The organism is Caballeronia sp. EK, assembly GCF_014384845.1.
Lineage (GTDB): Bacteria > Pseudomonadota > Gammaproteobacteria > Burkholderiales > Burkholderiaceae > Caballeronia > Caballeronia jiangsuensis.
Window position 1 is genome coordinate 318,607 of the sequence record NZ_JACSUE010000008.1, and the last position, 17,766, is coordinate 336,372.

Here is a 17,766-nt window from a genome sequence, read left to right on the forward strand (position 1 = left end):
GGGGGTCACTTTCTTTGCTGCTGCAAAGAAAGTAACCAAAGAAACAGCTATCCCCAGCCTAAGCGCTTCACACCGGCCGCGGCACAGGCGATTGGCCTAATGGCCCGGCTGTAGCGAGTGCCCTCGAAGGTCTCGCGGGGCTTGGACCGCGCACGGTCTGACACATCGCACCACACAACGGACTGGTTCAGCACCAAATAGCTCCAGCCCGCTTCGCGGCCGATGGGTCAATCGGGTGTGCGTACGCTTCTTCTTCGATGGTTTCCCTCGCATACCCAACGGCAGCGCGAAGCGCTGTGCCGAAACTATTTGGTGCTGAACCAGCGCGCTAAAACTTCTAGCGCGTCAGACCGTGCGCGAGCCAAGCCCGGTAAGTCCTTCGAGGGCGACACTTAGGCGAGTGCCACCGGCGGCTGGCAAGCATAGCCAACGTGCGTGTGACCGCGGGCCTCGACGAGCTGCTTTCTTTGGTTACTTTCTTTGCAGCAGCAAAGAAAGTGACCCCCGCCCCGGGGAGGGGCAGTGCTAATAGACCGACGTGATAACGGGATCCAGCGAAGCGAGAGCAAACAAGCAAAAAGCAACAATCACCCTCTCAACCGATGCACGGCTTCAAAGCCGGATAACCTCAAGATACACGCCGAAACGATCGGCATAAACCCGCTGCCCCGCTCCCTCTCCGGCAGCGCCCGCTCGACGAGCGTCACCCACCCGCCTTCAGCCGTCGCGCGAGAAACCGCCTATACGGGTTATTCCCGATCCGTCTTCGCCGATGAAATTTGTGCGCCGCAGCGCTCCCACGCCGCCGGCATCGACGGTGGATCGCCCGCCGCGAGGCGCGTAAATTGCGCGGCGTCGCAGGAAGCATCGCGCCTTGACTTTCGTCCGGGCGAATACGATCATTCGATCATCGATAGAGCAAATGCTCACCTCCACCGCCTTGAGCGCCCCGCGCGCCATCGCGACCAGCCGTCCGCGAAGAACGGACGCACCGCCAATCAGAAGGAAGAGACGACATGACTAGCGAAGCCAACGTGATCCTGCACATCGGCGCCGGGTCTTTTCATCGCGCGCATCAGGCGTGGTATCTGCATCGACTGAACGAGACGGGCGATCAAAGCTGGTCGCTCGCCGTCGGCAATATTCGCGGCGACATGAACGCCGTGCTCGATGCGCTCGCCGCGCAAAACGGCGAGTACACGCTCGAAACCGTCACGCCGAAGGGCGAGCGCGAATACGAGACCATCCGCGCGATCAAAAAGGTCGTGCCGTGGTCCGCCGACCTGAACGAACTGATCGCGACGGGCGCGGACCCGAAGACGAAGATCGTGTCGTTCACCGTCACGGAAGGCGGTTATTACCTCGACGAGCACGACAAGCTCGACACCGCCAACGCCGATCTCGCCGCCGACCTGAAAGGCGCGAAGACGACCATCTACGGCGCGCTCGCCGCCATTCTCGATGCGCGCATGAAGAACGGCGCGGGCAAGGTGTCGCTGCAGAATTGCGACAACCTGCGCAGCAACGGCGACCGCTTCAAGGCGGGCATGCTCGAATTCCTGGAGCGGCGCGGCGAGACCGCGTTGCGCGACTGGATGATCGCGAATACATCGTGTCCGAACGCGATGGTCGACCGCATCACGCCGCGTCCGACGCCCGACGTCGCCGAGCGCGTGAAGGCCGCAACCGGCTTCGACGATAAAGCGCCGGTAATGGGCGAGAAATTCATCCAGTGGGTCATCGAAGACAACTTCATCGCCGGGCGGCCCGCGTGGGAGAAGGTCGGCGCGGAGATGGTCGAATCGGTGCATCCGTACGAGGAAGCGAAGATCCGCATCCTCAATGCGAGCCATAGCTGCATCGCGTGGGCGGGCACGCTCGTCGGGCTGCAATACATCCACGAAGGCACGCAGGACCTGGAGATTCGCGCGCTCGCGGACGCCTACGTCACCGACGACGTGATCCCCTGTCTCACGCCCAGCCCGATCGATCTCGCGAAGTATCGCGATGTCGTGCTCGATCGCTTCAGCAATCCGTACATCAAGGACACGAATCAGCGCGTCGCGGCCGATGGCTTCTCGAAGCTGCCTGGCTTCATCGCGCCAACGCTCTCGGAATGCTTCGCGCGCAACGTCGATCCCGATTCGACCGCCATCCTGCCCGCGCTCTTCTTCCGCTTTCTCGAACGCTGGCACGAAGGCAAGCTGTCTTACACCTATCAGGACGGCGTGATGGACCCGGCGGTCGCGCATGCGTTCTTCACGGCGCCCGATCCGGTCAAGGCGTTCACGGCCGACAAGCTTCTGTGGGGCAGCATGGCGCAGACCGAGGGTCTGGAGCGCGTGATGCGCAACGCGATTTCGAAGGTCGATGCGTGGCTCGCCAACCGACCATAAGCCTGGTGTTATCGCCGTCCTAAACGCGAGTTCAAACCAGCGCCGCGTCGCTCGGGTAATGTGCCCATGGCGCGGCGCTTCGCGTGGCGTTAAATTAGCGCCTCCCGCTACATTGGCGCCACGCTTGGGTTTTGGCCGGGTCGATCCCGGCAACGACAAAGGGTCCGTTCATGTACTTAGGCATCGACCTCGGCACCTCCGAAGTGAAAGTTCTGCTGCTCGCGAGCGACGGCAGCGTCATCGGCACGGCGGGCACGCCGTTCACCGTATCGCGTCCGAAGCCGCGCTGGTCGGAGCAGAATCCGCTCGACTGGTGGGAAGGCACGCGGGCCGCGCTCTTCAAGCTGCGCGAGAAGTTTCCCGATGAATTCGCGCAGGTGCGCGGCATCGGCCTCTCGGGCCAGATGCACGGCGCGGTGCTGCTCGATTCGCACGACAACGTGCTGCGCCCCGCGATTCTCTGGAACGACATGCGCAGCGACAAGGAGTGCGCCGAACTCTACGAGCGCGCGCCGAATCTGCACGAGATAGCCGGCAATCTGGCGATGCCGGGCTTCACCGCGCCGAAGCTGCTCTGGGTCGCGCACAACGAACCCGAGATCTTCAAGCAGACCGCGTGCGTGCTCTTGCCGAAGGATTATTTGCGGATGCATCTGACGGGCACGAAGGTGTCCGATCCATCGGATGCCGCGGGCACGCTCTGGCTCGATGTCGCGCGCCGCGACTGGTCCGACGAGCTGCTCGCCGCGTGCGGGATGTCGCGTCAGCAGATGCCGTCGCTGGCCGAGGGCAGCGAGCCGTCGGGCACATTGAGGCCGGAACTCGCGCGCGAATTCGGCCTCGACGCAGACGTGGTCGTCGCGGCGGGCGGCGGCGACAATGCCGCGAGCGCGGTGGGTATCGGCGCGACCGATCCGGGCGATGGTTTTCTGTCGCTCGGCACATCGGGCGTGCTGTGCGTGATCGGCGATCGCTTCCGGCCGAATCCGGCGTCGGCGGTGCATGCGTTCTGTCACGCGATTCCGGATCGCTGGCATCAGATGAGCGTGGTCTTGTCGGCGGCGAGTTGTCTGCGCTGGGTGTGCAAGCTGACGTCGACGGACGAGCCGACCTTGCTCGCGGAAATCGAAGCCTTGCCCGCCGATGTGCTGCCTTCCGCGCCTTTGTTCCTGCCGTATCTGAGCGGCGAGCGCACGCCGCACAACGATCCGTACGCGCAGGGCGTGTTCTTCGGCATGACGCATGCGACCGATCGCGCGTTGCTCGGCTACTCCGTGCTCGAAGGCGTGACGCTTTCTTTGACCGATGGTCTGGATGCGCTGCAATCGGCGGGCACGCAGGCGCGGGCCTTGTCGATGCTCGGCGGGGGTGCACGCAGCGCGTATTGGGCGCAGATGTTCGCCGATGCCTTCGATACGCCGACGCGCACGCACGGCGGTGGCGAGACCGGGGCGGCGCTCGGCGCGGCGCGGCTCGGGTGGCTCGCGGCGGGCGGCGATCCGGCGACGGTGCTCGCCAAGCCCGAGATCAAGCAGGAGTTCACGCCGAACTCCGAGCGGCATGAGATGTTGCGGCAGCGATTGAAGGGGTTTCGCGAGCTTTATCAGCATGTGAGGCCGTTGTTTGATCCGGCGCGGCCGAGGTTGGCTTGAGCCTGCGCGTGAAAGGTAAAGGATCTGGATGCCGACGGTTTTTCGATACAAGGGTGTACGATTTCACTTCTTCTCCAACGAGGGAAATCCGCGTGAGCCGGTGCACATTCACGCAAGCTGCGCGAACGGCGAAGCCAAATTCTGGCTCGATCCGAACGTGCACGTAGCAAGCAGCGCTGGCTTCGATCGACGTACACTTTCTGAACTGTTGCTGGTGGTAGAAGGTCGTCGTGACGAAATTGTGAGGGCTTGGAATGAGTACTTCGGCTAAAGAGGTTCGCTTCGACGACTACACGATGTGGGTCGAACTTTCGGATGGCCGTACGCTCGGCGTTCCCCTCGCGTGGTTCCCCCGGTTGCTTCACGCCACGCCGGATCAACGGCAGCGATACGAAATCAGCTTCAGTGGCACCGGCCTGCATTGGGAAGATATCGACGAAGATATCTCCGTGGAGGGGCTGCTCGCAGGACGGGGGGATATGACCCATATGCCGCCGCGAGCCGCCTAGCGTTTTTTGTTTCATGCGGGCCGTGTTTTGATTCGTGGTTCTGATTTCAGGCCCGCGATGCCCCAATAAGAACTACAACTTAAGCAGAAGACAAGACACTCGACCACCAGTGCCCAAATCCACCGAAAAACTCGATCTCGCGACGCGCGCAGCATGGCTCTACTACGTCGCCGGCAACACCCAGAACGAGATCGCGGAAAAGCTGCAGATCTCGCGTCCGGTGGCGCAGCGGCTCGTCGCGTTCGCGGTCGAAAAGAACCTGATCCGCGTGCGTGTGGATCATCGCATCGCAGACTGTCTGTCGCTCGCGAAGGCGCTCAGCGACCGCTACGGTCTCGCGATGTGCGAAGTCGTCCCCATCGACGGCGACGCGCCCGAACAGGTCGATCGCAAGCTCGCCGTCGCGGGCGCGCAGGTGATGGAGCGCTATCTGCTCGAAGAGAAACCGCTCGTCGTATCGATCGGCAGCGGGCGCACGTTGAAGGCCTGCGTCGCACAGATCGGGCAGATCGACCGGCCGCAGCATCGCTTCGTCTCGATGGTCGGCGCAATCGCGCAGGACGGATCGTCGAATCGTTACGACGTCGCGCAGCAGCTATCGGAAAAGACCGGCGGCAAGCACTTCATGCTGCCCGCGCCGCTCATGGCCGACAGCGAAACCGAACGCGCGCAATGGGTCAATCACCGGCTGTATCGCATCGTCAGCGAACTCGCGCAGCAGGCGGATGTGGCGTTCGTCGGCATCGGCAACGTGGGCGTGAACTGCCCGCTCCACCAGGACGGCTTCATCACGCGCACGGAAGTCGACGAATTGATGTCGGCGGGCGCCGTGGCCGAATGGCTCGGCCTGCCGATCGATGCGCACGGCAAGCGCGTGACATCGAAAACCGGCGCGCGCGTGACGAGCCTCAAGCTCGATACGCCGCCCAAACGCCCGACCATCGGCTTCGCGGGCGGCGAGCGCAAGCGCGAAGCGCTGATCGCCGCGTTGAAGGGGAAATGGTTGTCGGGGCTCGTGACGGATGAGTTGTGCGCGAAAGCCGCGCTCGACGCGTGAATCGTCAGAAGTCGATTTCCGCTTCCACTTCCTGCCCGACTTCCAGCGCGACACCTTCGCCTTTCAGAACGATTGCGTTCTTGCCGAAGGTGAGCGCGCCGTCGAGCTGATCGCTGCCGCGATACGCGCTCATCGTGTCGAGCGGCTCGTGCGGCCATGATGGATCGTGCGCGCCCGTGTCCTGATCGATCGATGGAATCGGACAGCGCGTGCAGAGCTTCACGAGCCGCAATTGCACGTCGCGTCCCGGCACGCGAATCTGCATGTCGCCGACAAAATCCTCTTCGTACGCATCGAGCCCGCCGATCACGAGATTCGGCCGGAAGCGATTGGCCCCGATGCCCGGCGCTCCCTTCACCGACAGACGCGCGTTGAGATCGTCGAGCGATGCCTGGCCGACCACCAGCAGCGGAAACTGATCCGCGAAACGCGTATGCGTGCTGTGCGGCGCGGTCCATTCGTCGCTGACATCGCGACGCGAGGACGGCGAAAACCGCACGAGCCGCGCGGGAATGCCGAGAAACTCGCTGAACCATTGCGCGGTGTGCTCGCCCGAGTCGAGTGCGGCGACGGTATCGCGCCACACGGTCGCGCGGATCGGTCGCGCATCGATGAGCGCTTCGGCCGAGAGCGGCGTGCGAAGCGCCGGCATGCCGGGCGCGTCGATGACGAGATCGTCGCCATCGAACGCGGTTTTGATCAGCGCCATGCGCGGATGCGAACGTTGCGTGAACATCGCGCCAGCCGGATCGGTCACCATCCAGTGACGGTCGTATTCGAGACCCGTGTCGAGGAGCATCGCGCGGCGCAGCGAAATGCCGGCGCAGGACTTGATCGGATAGACGAAGAGTTCGTTCAGGACGGGCATGGCGATATCGTGTGGAGTCGGCGCCGGCCATCGAGTGTGGCGGGTCGAAAGAGAGATTATCGCGCGTGTGCGAGTCGTGCAAAAAACAACGGCGCCGCTCTTTCGAACGACGCCGCTCGTGTGCGATCAGTTGAGCATCACGCTGCCGTCGCGTGCTCCCGCAGCCACGCATCGACGATCCTGCGCGTGAACGCCTGCCCTTCCGCATTGAACAGATGGCAATGTTCGGGCGCCGTGCCGAGCTTCAGCTTCTCGCCGCGCGCGTGCTTCTCGAGCGGCGGAATGCGCGAGATCAGCCCGTCCGGCGCGACGTCCGTTTCGGCATAGAGATACGCCGCGTCGCCAAGCGTTTCGACCGTCATCGCCGATGCGGAGATGCCGTAATCGCCCGAACCGGGCGAGGTCGGCTGCAAGTGCTCGGGACGAACGCCGACCGTCACCGCATCGCCCGGCTTCGCATTGCCGGGCAGCACGCCGACGAGTTGCGTCTCGCCCGTCGCGTACTTCACGAGCACGCCGTCGTTCTGAATCTGCGCGACCGTGCCCGAGAGAAAGTTCATCTTCGGCGAGCCGATGAAGCCCGCGACGAAACGGTTCGCCGGCGCGTGATACAGCGTGTTCGGCGTGCCGACCTGTTCGATGTTCCCCGCCGACAGCACGACGATCTTGTCCGCGAGCGTCATCGCCTCGACCTGATCGTGCGTCACGTAGATCATCGTCGTCTTCAGGTCGTCGTGCAGACGCGCGAATTCGAGGCGCATCTTCACGCGCAGCGCGGCGTCGAGGTTCGAGAGCGGCTCGTCGAACAGAAACACCTTCGGCTTGCGCGTGATCGCGCGCCCGATCGCCACGCGCTGACGCTGGCCGCCGGACAACTGCTTCGGCTTGCGATCGAGCAGATGGTCAATGTGCAGAATCTTCGCGGCGTTCTTCACGGCGGCGTCGATCGCGGGCTTCTTCTCGCCCGCGAGCTTGAGGCCGAACGCCATGTTGTCGTACAGCGTCATGTGCGGATACAGCGCGTACGACTGGAACACCATCGCGATGCCGCGCTTAGCGGGCGCCAATTCGTTGACGCGCGCGTTGTCGATCATCAGGTCGCCGCCGCTGATGTCCTCCAGACCCGCGATCATGCGCATCAAGGTCGACTTGCCGCAGCCCGACGGGCCGACGAACACGACGAACTCGCCGTCGTTGATATCGAGGTTGATGTTGCGCATCACCTCGGTTTCTTCATAACGCTTGCTGATGTTGCGAAGTGTCAGGCTAGCCATGGTGTGTGTCTCCAGTCTTCATTAGCGATGCGCCGAGCGCTTGTCGCTATCTGATTTCGAACGTCGCGTTCTGCAGCCATTGATCGACGAGCGCAGGCAAGCGCGTCATGTCGTCGAATACCTTGTGCGCGCCCGCTCTTTCGAGCGCGCCGATCTGTCCTTCGGTCGCGTGCCCGCCGCCGATGAAGCCGAGCACCGGCATGCCCGCCGCCTTCGCCGCCGTCACGCCGGTCACGCTGTCCTCGACGACGAGGCAACGCAGCGGATCGATGCGCATCGCGCGCGCCGCCGCGAGATAGACGTCGGGCGCGGGCTTCGGATTCGCGACCATGTCCGCGCAAAAGCGCCGCTCGCCGAAGAAGCGCAGGAGGCCCGTGCGTTTCAGCACGGCATCGACATAGGTCGAAAAGCTGTTGCTCGCGCACGCCTTCGTGAACGGCACGGCCGCGAGCGCCTCGGCAATGCCCGGCACCGTCGGCGCCTCGATCGCGGCCACTTCGACGGCGCGCCGGATCGCGACGACCTGATCGTGCGTCAGCGTGCGGTTCACCGTGTCGGCGGCGCTCGCGAGCACCGCCTCGATGCGCAGGCCGAGCAGCGGCATCACGACCGGCTCGACATCGACGCCCGGCCACAGCGCCTCCAGCTCGGTGACGAGCATGCGCGCCGCCACCGCTTCGCTGTCGATCAGCACGCCGTCGCAATCGCAGATCAGCAGGCGGTCTTCGAGATTGGCCTCGTGGGATGGAGTGAGGTTCACGCTCGCATCCTCACTTCACCGCGCCAAACGTGAGGCCGCGTACCAGTTGTTTCTGCGAGACCCAGCCGACGATCAGAATCGGAGCGACCGCGAGCAGCGAAGCCGCCGAGAGCTTCGCCCAGAAGAGACCCTCCGGACTCGAATACGACGCGATGAACACCGTCAGCGGCGCCGCGTTCGAACTCGACAGGTTGATGCTCCAGAACGCCTCGTTCCACGACAGGATTATGAGCAACAGACCCGTCGATGCGAGCCCGGGCAATGCCATCGGCATCAGCAGATAGACGATCTCCTGCCACGTCGTCGCGCCGTCGATACGGCCGGCTTCGAGAATGTCCTTCGGCACTTCATTGAAGTACGTGTAGGCCATCCATACGGCGATCGGCAGGTTGATCAGCGTGTACACGATGATGAGCCCGGACACGGTATCGAGCAGGCCCGTGTTCTTCCACAAGAGATAGATCGGCACGAGCACGCCGACCGACGGCATCATCTTCGTGGACAGCATCCACAGGAGCACCGACTGCGTTTTCCTGGTCGGGAAAAAGGCCATCGCATAGGCGCACGGCACGGCGAGGATCAGACAGAGCAGCGTGACGCCCACCGAGATCAGCACCGAGTTCCACGCGAAGCCGAAGTAGTTGCTGCGCGCGAACACTTCGCGGAAGCTATCGAGCGTCGGCGTGAAGAACAGCGACGACGAATACGCCTGCTGCTCGGTCTTGAACGCGGTGATCGTCATCCAGAAGATCGGGAAGAACAGCAGGATGGAAAACAGCCACGCGACGATGCCGGGCACGATGTTCTTCGCGTGACCGAGCGCGGTGGTCCGCGGCGCTCCCGTAACGGTTTGAGTGCTCATGACTCGTACTCCCCTTTGAGGTTCTTCGCGAGCATTCTCACGAGGAAGAACGCGACGATGTTGGCGAGAATGACCGCGAGAATGCCGCCCGCCGATGCGAGACCGACGTCGAACTGCTGCAGGCCGAGCGCGTAGATCAGGTACGAGAGGTTGGTCGTCGCGGTGCCGGGGCCGCCGCCCGTCGTCGTGTAGATTTCCGCGAAGATCGACAGCAGGAAGATGGTTTCCATCATCACGACCACGGCGACCGCGCGCTTCAGGTGCGGCAGCGTGATGAAGAAGAACATCGCGAACGGACCCGCCCCGTCGATGCGCGCCGCTTCCTTCTGTTCCTGATCGAGCGATTGAATCGCCGTGAATAGAATCAGGAACGCGAACGGCAGCCATTGCCACGCGACGATCACGATCACCGCGAACAGCGGATACTCGGCGAACCAGTCGATCGGCTGCATGCCCATCGAGCGCATCAGGCTGGCGATGAGGCCGTACACCGGATGCAGGATCATGTTCTTCCAGATGAGCGCGGAGACCGTCGGCATCACGAAGAACGGCGCGATCACGAGCAGACGCGCGATGCCCTGACCTATGAACTTGCGATCGAACAGCACGGCGAGCAGCACGCCGCCCACGACCGTGATGACGAGCACCGAAATGATCAGCGTCAGCGTATGACCGATGGATGGGCCGAACGCCGGATCGGTAATGAGAAACTCGAAATTGTCGAAGCCCGCGAAGCCTTTGACATCGGGGTTCAGCAGGTTATAGCGCGAGAACGAAAACCAGATCGTCATCGCGAGCGGAATGGCCATCCACAGAAAGAGCAATCCGGTCGATGGCGAGATCAGCCATCGCACCGACTTCGCACGCCGCTTGTCGCGTTCGGCGGCGGACTCCTCCAGATGATGATCGGTGATGGGGGGATTCAGTTGACTCATCGTTTCACCTCTCGATGATGATGCTGGCGGGCCGCATCAGGCGACGCGGCCCGTGTGCTGCGGAAGATTTACTTCTGATAGCCCGCCTGCTTCACGGCGCGATCCGCGGCGGCATTCGCGGCCTTCAACGCGTTGTCGACGCTCGTCTGACCCGCGACGACACCCGCGATCGACTGGCCGACCACCGTGCCGAACGACTGGAACTCCGGAATGCCGACGAACTGGATGCCGCTATACGGCACCTTGTGCAGCGTCGCGTCGTTCGGGTCCGCGGTTTCGATCGCCTTCAGCACGAAGTCGCCGAACGGCGCGGCCTGCTTGTACTCGGGGCGCGCGTAGGTCGATTTGCGCGTGCCCGGCGGCACCGACGCCCAGCCTTCGTCCTTGCCGACCATCTCGATGTATTCCTTCGACGTCGCCCACGCGGCGAATTTCTTCGCGGCGTCCTGCTGCTTCGACGTCTTCGGGATCGCGAGCGACCACGACCACAGCCAGTGCGAGCCCTTCGGCGTGACGGCGATCGGCGCGGCCGCGAAGCCGATCTTGTCCGACACCTGCGACTGAGACTTGTTGTAGAGCATGCCCGCGGCGACCGTCGCGTCGATCCACATCGCGCACTTGCCCGAGGACATCAGCGTGAGGTTCTCGTTAAAGCCGTTCGAGCTCGCTCCCGGCGGCCCGTCGTTCTTCAGCAGGTCCGCGTAGAAACCCACGGCCTTCTTCCATTCGGGCGTGTCGAGCTGCGCCTGCCACTTCTCGTTGAACCATTCGCCGCCGAAGGTGTTCACGACCGTCGACACGAACGCCATGTTCTCGCCCCAGCCCGCCTTGCCGCGCAGGCAGATGCCGTACTGGCCTTTGGACTTGTCGGTGAGCTTGTCGGCGAACTGCTTGATCTGGTCGTAGGTCGGCTGGTCGGGCATCTTCAGGCCGGCCGCCTGGAACAGATCCTTGCGGTAGTACGTCATCGAGCTTTCGACGTAGAACGGCAGCGCGTAGAGCACGCCGCCCGACGAGAGGCCGTCGCGCGCGGTCTTCACGACATCGTCGAGATCGTAGTTGGCGGGCAGGCCGGTCATCGGCGAGAGCCAGCCGCGCTTGCCCCATTGAGGTGCCTCGTACGTGCCGATGGTGATCACGTCGAACTGGCCGCTGTTGGTGGTGATGTCGGTCGTCGCGCGCTGGCGCAGCACGTTTTCTTCGAGAATCACCCATTTGAGCTGGATGTCCGGATTGGCCTTCTCGAAGGCCGGGGCGAGCTTCTTCAGCTCGATCATGTCCGGGTTGTTCAACGTCGCGATCGTGATGGTGGTCGCGGCATGCGCCGACAGCGGCACGAGCGCGGCCGCGGCCAGCGCGGCCGTGAGCGCCCCGGTCACGAACGGGGCGCGACGCGCGCGCGGTTGTGCTCGAACGATGCGTTGAGTGCGTTTCATATGGGTTCGTCTCCTTTTTGTTTGCACGGGCACAGCGGACAGTCGATGCATGACCGCAAACGCCGTGTATGCCGCTGCCTGCTTTTGAGGGTGCGCGATCGGGGATCGCGTGTTGCCGGGTTATTCTTTGCCGCGCCTGCCTTCGTTACCCTGGCGCCTTCCACTCGGCGCCGTTTCACTATAGACGGTGCTTCCCGCGCTTCAAGCCGCGTCAACTCATCCAGTTGCCGCCATCGACGTTGATCGTCTGCGCGGTGATGTAATCCGAATCCGCTGACGCCAGAAAGAGCGCCGCGCCTGTCAGGTCCGCGGGCAAGCCCATGCGCCCGAGCGGCACTTCCTCGCCGACGAGCCGCTTCTTCTCGCCGAGCGGACGGTTCTCGTAGCGCGCGAAGAGCGCATCGACTTCCTTCCACATCGGGGTATCGACGACGCCGGGCGCGATGCCGTTCACGTTGATGCGCTCTTTAGCGAGCGCGAGCGCCGCCGATTGCGTATAGCTGATCACCGCCGCCTTGGTCGCGCAGTAATGCGACACGAGCGCTTCGCCGCGCCGTCCCGCCTGCGACGACATGTTGATGATCTTGCCGCCGCGGCCCTGCTCGACCATGCGTTTCGCGACCGCCTGCATCAGAAAGAACATGCCCTTGACGTTGACCGCGAAGAGGCGGTCATAGACGTCCCAGGATTCATCGAGGATCGGGCGCATGTCGAAGAGCGCCGCGTTGTTGAAGAGAATGTCGATGCCGCCGAAACGCTCGACGCTGCGCGCCACGATGCGTTCGATGTCTTCGCGCTGTGTGACGTCGGCCTTGAGCGCGAGCACGCGCGCGGAGACGTCCGCGAAGCGCTGGGCCATGTCGTGCTCGTCTTTCACGTCGACGACGACGACCTGCGCCCCTTCCTCCAGATAGCGCCGCGCGACCGCCTCGCCGATGCCGCTCGCCGCACCCGTGATGATCGCGACCTTGTCTTTCAGTCTCACCGATGTCTCCGATTCTTCGAATCGTCCCTCGCGTGAGCGAACGCTCTGCGAATGAACAATTGCTCTCTGTTTGATCGAATGATCGGCGCTGCGCGTGATCGTGTCAAGGCATCGGCACAGGTTTCGATGTTGCGACGCGCAAACGCGGAAAAACCTCGGGAAAACCCGTCTGGCGAGGACTTGGCAGCAAACGGCGTACCGCGCGCCGCCGTCTCATTCGGAAAGTTCCCATCGTCAGGCGAAGGAACTGAAAACCAGAATCGCGACTCCGCAAAGATCTCCGTGAGTCCCGCTTCCTTGCATAACAAATCAAAAACGGTCTTGGCCGCCGCGGCGTTCGTTGCGCTTATGAACTTGCCTGGCTCTTATGCCGCTACACGGTCGACGCATTCCGGCGAAACGGTCGAATCCTTCGATCCGCCGTACTTCGCGAGCGTGTCAGGCGATGCGTTGACCGCCATCGCCCTTTCGCCGCGGTTGCTGAAGCTCGACATGAATCCGGACAACTCGATCAAATCGGAGACCGGCGACTTCAAGCCCGCGCGCTATTCGTTCCCCGACGCGCACGTTCCACGCTCGGTGCTGCGACGGCTGCCCGATATCTACCGGTACGATCGCCGCAGGGATGTGCCGATCGTCTCATCGGGTGGCGACTGGATCATTGCCGAATATTTCGCTGCGAACTCGCACGTGCCGACGGCGCGCTTCCGGCTGCTTGGGCATCGTGTCCAGCGTCAGGAACAACTCGATCGCGCCGGACGGACGGTGAAGATCGTCATGGTGGGATGGGCTCGCGGTTCGGACCGCGAAGATGACGAAGCGCCGGATCTCTCCGAGTTGGGCGAGCATCCGGCCTGGATTCGCGTGTTCACCGTTAGCCGCGCCGGTATCAGAACGCTCGTTGCGCTGGCGTGGCGCAGAAGCCGCTTCACGACTGCGCCCCAGACAGACGACATCCCCCAGGACAGTGAACTCGCCTTCGGGGCGCCGGGCGGCGTCGTGAAATGGCGTACGAAATCGGAGTTTCTGAAGGCGAACCACATCGACCTCGACGCCAGAAGCTTGTCCGGCAGATGAACGGGCACGGCAACGATTCCGTGCGCCGCACGGCGATACGTTATATCATCTCGGAATCGTCCGACGAGCGCTACTCGCGCTCGTGCTTCAACCCTTTGCAGGGGCCACGTCTCGCGTGGCCGACATGACATGACCGCATCCGTCGAAACCATGCTTGCCCGCGCCGAAGTGCTCGCCGTCGAGCGCGGCGTCGCGCTCACGCCGCTGCGCCGCCAGGTCTACGAACTCGTGCTGAAGGCGCACAAGCCTATCGGTGCCTACGACCTCATCGACGCGATGGAGCCGCAGCGCGGCGCGCGCGTGCCGCCGACCACCGTTTATCGCGCGCTGGATTTTCTCGTCGAGAACGGCTTCGTGCATCGCATCGAATCGAAGAACGCGTTCATCGCTTGTTGCGACGCTGGCAAGCCGCACGAGAGCCAGTTCCTCATCTGCGACGAATGCGGCGAAACGCTCGAAATCCAGGGCCGCGAACTCGCTTCGTCACTGTCCGCGAGTCCGCCCGCGCATGGCTTTCAGGTGCATCACCAGGTCGTCGAACTGAGCGGACTCTGCGCCGATTGCCAGAGAAAGCATCGCGGCGCATGAGTCACGTCACGTCGAGAACAACGCATCCACAAAGGAAATCGATGAAATTCGCGCACGTCCTGACCTGCTTCGCCCTCGCGTTCGGCTTGTGCAACACGGCATCGGCACAGACCGCGCGCGTGCCGGTCGTCGCGGCGGAGAACTTCTACGGCGACGTCATCCGCCAGCTCGGCGGCGATCACGTGCAGGTGACGAGCATCCTCAGCAATCCGGACGAAGACCCGCATCTCTTCGAAGCGAGCCCGAAGACCGCGCGCGCGTTGCAGCACGCGGCGCTCGTCGTCTACAACGGCGCGGACTACGATCCGTGGATGGACAAGCTGCTCGCCGCATCGAAGAGCAATGAGAAGCGCACGGTGATCGTCGCGTCGAAGCTCGTCGGCAAGAAGTCCGGCGACAATCCGCACCTCTGGTACGACCCGTCGACGATGCCTGCCGTCGCGAAGGCGGTGAGCGCGTATCTCGTGAGCGCCGACCCTTCGCACAAGAGCGATTACGACGCACGACTCGCGACCTTCCTCGATTCGATGAAGCCGATCGACGCGAGCGTCGCGCAACTGAAGTCGCGCTACAAGGGCGTGCCCGTCACCGCGACCGAGCCGGTGTTCGGCTACATGGCCGATGCCATCGGCTTCGAGATGCGCAATCTGCGCTTCCAGATGGCATCGATGAACGAGACCGAGCCGAGCCCCGCCGATATCGCCGCATTCGAAAAGGATCTGCGCGAGCGCCGCGTGCACGTGCTCATCTACAACAGCCAGGCGACCGGCGCGTTGACGAAGCGCATGCTCAACATCGCGAAGGACGCGCACGTGCCGAGCATCAGCGTGACGGAGACGTTGCCCGCCAAACTGACGTATCAGCAATGGATGCAGTCGCAACTCGACACGCTGTCGGGCGCGCTGCAAGGATGGCAACGATGAACGCCGCCGCAACGCCGCAAGCCGCGCTCGAAGTCGATCGCGTGACGCTCGCGCTCGGCGGACGCGAGATTCTCAACGACACGAGCTTCACGATCCGCAATGGCGAGTTCATCGGCGTGCTCGGACCGAACGGCGCGGGCAAGACCACGCTGATGCGCGCGCTGCTCGGGCTCGTGCCGCTGAAGAGCGGGACGATCCGCGTGAACGGCGAAGCGGTCGAGCGCGGCAATGCGTCGATCGGCTATATGCCGCAGATTCGCACCGGACTCGCCAACCGGCGCGTGCTGGGCCGCGATTTCGTCGCGATGGCCGCCGACGGGCATCACTGGGGCCTGCCGCATCGCAACGCGCGCATCCGCGCCGATGTCGAGCGCGTGCTTGAACTCGTCGGCGCGCATCAACTGGCTTCGCGTCCGTTGTCGGAACTGTCGGGCGGCGAGCGCCAGCGTCTGTTGCTCGCGCAATGTCTGCTCGGCAATCCGCGTCTGCTGCTGCTTGACGAGCCGCTCATCAGTCTCGATCCGCGTCATCAGACGGGCGTCGTGGAACTCGTGCGGCGCGTTCAGCGCGAACTGAACATCACCGTGCTGTTTTCGGCGCACGAACTCAATCCGCTATTGAATTCGCTCGACCGCGTGCTGTATCTCGGCAGCGGGCGCGCCGCGCTCGGCACCGTCGATGAAGTCATCTCGAAGCCCGTGTTGTCGCGGCTGTACGGCTCGCCTATCGACGTGATGCGCGTGAATGGCCGCATCTTCGTGATGTCGGGCGATGTCGAGATCGACAAGCTTGATCACGCGCACGAGGAAGGCGAGGAGCATGAACACGAACACGAGCATGACCACGGCCATGCACACGATCACGGTCACAGCCACGCCAAATAGAAAACACAATGTTCGAATATGACTTCATGGTGAATGCATTCGCGGCGTCGGGGATCGTCGCGGTGCTGTCGGGGATCGTCGGGTACTTTCTCGTGCTGCGCGGGCAGACCTTCGCGGGTCACGCGCTGTCGCACGTCGGCTTTACCGGCGCGACGGGTGCGGTGCTGCTCGGCATGTCGCCGCTTTGGGGAATGGTGGGCTTCACGCTCGCGGCCGGCGTCGGCATGGGCGCGCTCGGCGAACGCCTCTCGGGCCGCGATGTGGCGATCGGCGTGATTCTTTCGCTATCGCTCGGTTTCGGCTTGTTGTTTCTGCACTTCTTCACCGCGTATGCGACGCAGGCCACGGCTCTGCTCTTCGGCAACGTGCTCGGTGTTAGCCATGAGACGCTGATCGTGCTGGCTGGTCTTGCCGTCGTGAGTCTTGGGGCGCTTGGGTTCATCATGCGGCCCTTGCTGTTTGCGTCCTTGCAACCGGAGCTTGCGGAAGCCAAAGGCGTGTCGTTGCGGCTCGTCTCAGTGCTGTTTCTCGCGATCACCGCGCTCGCGGTCGCGGCTTGTACGCAGATCGTCGGCGTGCTTCTGGTGTTTGCGTTGATGGTCGGGCCGGCGGCCGCGGCGCAGAATGTGACGACGCGGTTGTCGTCGGGATTGGTGCTCGCGGCCGTGTTTGCGCTCGGGCAGGCGTGGGTTGGGCTCACGCTCGCGTATTACACCGATTGGCCGACGAGCTTCTGGATCACGATGCTTGCTGCGATCGTTTATGGCGCGAGTTTGATTGGGCGGCGGGGGCATTGAGGGGTTTGTTTTTGTTGTCGCCGGATCCCGTATTCGTGTTGGTTTATTAGCACTGCCCCTGTGCGGGGCGGCAGTCACTTTCTTTGCTGCTGCAAAGAAAGTAACCAAAGAAACAGCTTTCCCCAGCCTAAGCACTTCACACCGGCCGCGGCACAGGCGATTGGCCTAATGGCCCGGCAGTAGCGAGTGCCCTCGTAGGTCTCGCGGGGCTTGGATCGCGCACGGTCTGACTCATCGCGCCGCGTGCTTCACTGGTTCAGCACCAAATAGCTCCAGCCCGCTACGCGGCCGATGGGTCAATCGGGTTTGCGTGCGCTTCTTCGACGGTTTCCCTTGCATACCCAACGGCAGCGCGTAGCGCTGTGCCGAAGCCATTTGGTGCTGAACCAGCGCGCTTAAATATTTGGGGCGGCAGACCGTGCGCGAGCCAAGCCCGACTGGTCCTTCGAGGGCGACACTTAGGCGAGTGCCACCGCGGGCTGGCAAGCATGGCCAAACTGCGTGTGACCGCGGGCTTAAACGAGCTGCTTTCTTTGGTTACTTGTATATTGATTCCAGGTGGGCGGAAACTGATCTCTTCCGCTCACCCGAAGCGGTAGCCCGTTTGTGTTACATGGGCTCGCAGCCCGAAAGAAAGCTTGTGGCGCCGCTTCTTCTTACCGCTTTGAACCCGGACAGTTGACTGAGCCTCGAGCTCGTATCTTTACAAGTATGGGTGCTGTGGTGAACCAAATTCCTTCCCCCTTCGCTTCGCCCTTGTTCG

At 63.2% G+C, this 17,766-nt stretch carries 18 protein-coding genes; 11 read left to right on the plus strand and 7 right to left on the minus strand.

Annotated elements, in window-relative coordinates:
• Positions 1-522: 522 nt before the first annotated feature.
• From IAG25_RS25800 to IAG25_RS25825, 6 genes are all read left to right on the plus strand, one after another.
• Positions 523-1,020, plus strand: coding sequence for a hypothetical protein (locus IAG25_RS25800; protein ID WP_187607362.1), 498 nt, complete (start codon positions 523-525; stop codon positions 1,018-1,020).
• Positions 1,017-2,396, plus strand: coding sequence for a D-arabinitol 4-dehydrogenase (gene dalD, locus IAG25_RS25805; RefSeq protein WP_187607363.1), 1,380 nt, complete (start codon positions 1,017-1,019; stop codon positions 2,394-2,396). Before IAG25_RS25800 ends, dalD begins: the two co-directional genes overlap by 4 nt.
• A 170-nt stretch (positions 2,397-2,566) precedes the next feature.
• A complete protein-coding gene (gene xylB, locus IAG25_RS25810; RefSeq protein WP_187607364.1) occupies positions 2,567-4,048 on the plus strand; it encodes a xylulokinase in 1,482 nt (493 codons plus the stop codon).
• Positions 4,049-4,076: 28 nt separating this feature from the next.
• On the plus strand, positions 4,077-4,319 hold the full coding sequence (locus IAG25_RS25815) for a DUF4160 domain-containing protein (protein ID WP_187607365.1): 243 nt from the start codon (positions 4,077-4,079) through the stop codon (positions 4,317-4,319).
• The gene (locus IAG25_RS25820) at positions 4,303-4,557 is read left to right on the plus strand and encodes a DUF2442 domain-containing protein (RefSeq protein ID WP_187607366.1); all 255 of its coding nucleotides are present in this window, start codon (positions 4,303-4,305) and stop codon (positions 4,555-4,557) included. The genes IAG25_RS25815 and IAG25_RS25820 overlap by 17 nt, the downstream gene beginning before the upstream one ends.
• A gap of 109 nt (positions 4,558-4,666) precedes the next feature.
• Positions 4,667-5,614 carry a sugar-binding transcriptional regulator gene (locus tag IAG25_RS25825; RefSeq protein WP_187607367.1) on the plus strand — a complete coding sequence of 316 codons (948 nt, stop codon included), beginning with the start codon at positions 4,667-4,669 and terminating at the stop codon, positions 5,612-5,614.
• A 4-nt stretch (positions 5,615-5,618) separates the two neighbouring features.
• Here IAG25_RS25825 and IAG25_RS25830 read toward each other — a convergent pair whose 3' ends face one another.
• The 7 genes from IAG25_RS25830 to IAG25_RS25860 form a co-directional block, all read right to left on the minus strand.
• Positions 5,619-6,482, minus strand: a complete 864-nt coding sequence (locus IAG25_RS25830) for an MOSC domain-containing protein (protein ID WP_187607368.1) — start codon at positions 6,480-6,482, stop codon at positions 5,619-5,621.
• Positions 6,483-6,619: 137 nt separating this feature from the next.
• Positions 6,620-7,756 (minus strand): ABC transporter ATP-binding protein, encoded by a 1,137-nt coding sequence (locus tag IAG25_RS25835; protein WP_187607369.1) that lies wholly within the window; start codon positions 7,754-7,756, stop codon positions 6,620-6,622.
• A gap of 46 nt (positions 7,757-7,802) precedes the next feature.
• Complete coding sequence (locus tag IAG25_RS25840; protein WP_051626597.1) at positions 7,803-8,516, minus strand: HAD family hydrolase; 714 nt, start codon at positions 8,514-8,516, stop codon at positions 7,803-7,805.
• Between the two features lie 10 nt (positions 8,517-8,526).
• On the minus strand, positions 8,527-9,318 hold the full coding sequence (locus IAG25_RS25845) for a carbohydrate ABC transporter permease (protein ID WP_371881123.1): 792 nt from the start codon (positions 9,316-9,318) through the stop codon (positions 8,527-8,529).
• 56 nt (positions 9,319-9,374) lie between these two features.
• Positions 9,375-10,313 carry a carbohydrate ABC transporter permease gene (locus tag IAG25_RS25850; protein WP_035497854.1) on the minus strand — a complete coding sequence of 313 codons (939 nt, stop codon included), beginning with the start codon at positions 10,311-10,313 and terminating at the stop codon, positions 9,375-9,377.
• A gap of 68 nt (positions 10,314-10,381) precedes the next feature.
• Positions 10,382-11,749: an ABC transporter substrate-binding protein gene (locus tag IAG25_RS25855; protein ID WP_187607371.1), complete on the minus strand. Its 1,368-nt coding sequence runs from the start codon at positions 11,747-11,749 to the stop codon at positions 10,382-10,384.
• A gap of 211 nt (positions 11,750-11,960) precedes the next feature.
• On the minus strand, positions 11,961-12,734 hold the full coding sequence (locus IAG25_RS25860; protein ID WP_187607372.1) for an L-iditol 2-dehydrogenase: 774 nt from the start codon (positions 12,732-12,734) through the stop codon (positions 11,961-11,963).
• A 51-nt stretch (positions 12,735-12,785) separates the two neighbouring features.
• Between IAG25_RS25860 and IAG25_RS25865 the strand changes: the two genes are divergently transcribed.
• From IAG25_RS25865 to IAG25_RS25885, 5 genes are all read left to right on the plus strand, one after another.
• On the plus strand, positions 12,786-13,811 hold the full coding sequence (locus tag IAG25_RS25865; RefSeq protein ID WP_187607373.1) for a hypothetical protein: 1,026 nt from the start codon (positions 12,786-12,788) through the stop codon (positions 13,809-13,811).
• Between the two features lie 129 nt (positions 13,812-13,940).
• On the plus strand, positions 13,941-14,399 hold the full coding sequence (locus IAG25_RS25870) for a Fur family transcriptional regulator (protein ID WP_187607374.1): 459 nt from the start codon (positions 13,941-13,943) through the stop codon (positions 14,397-14,399).
• A gap of 41 nt (positions 14,400-14,440) precedes the next feature.
• A complete protein-coding gene (locus IAG25_RS25875; RefSeq protein ID WP_187607375.1) occupies positions 14,441-15,322 on the plus strand; it encodes a metal ABC transporter solute-binding protein in 882 nt (293 codons plus the stop codon).
• Complete coding sequence (locus tag IAG25_RS25880; protein ID WP_187607376.1) at positions 15,319-16,206, plus strand: metal ABC transporter ATP-binding protein; 888 nt, start codon at positions 15,319-15,321, stop codon at positions 16,204-16,206. Before IAG25_RS25875 ends, IAG25_RS25880 begins: the two co-directional genes overlap by 4 nt.
• A gap of 8 nt (positions 16,207-16,214) precedes the next feature.
• A complete protein-coding gene (locus IAG25_RS25885; protein ID WP_187607377.1) occupies positions 16,215-17,003 on the plus strand; it encodes a metal ABC transporter permease in 789 nt (262 codons plus the stop codon).
• Positions 17,004-17,766: the final 763 nt, after the last annotated feature.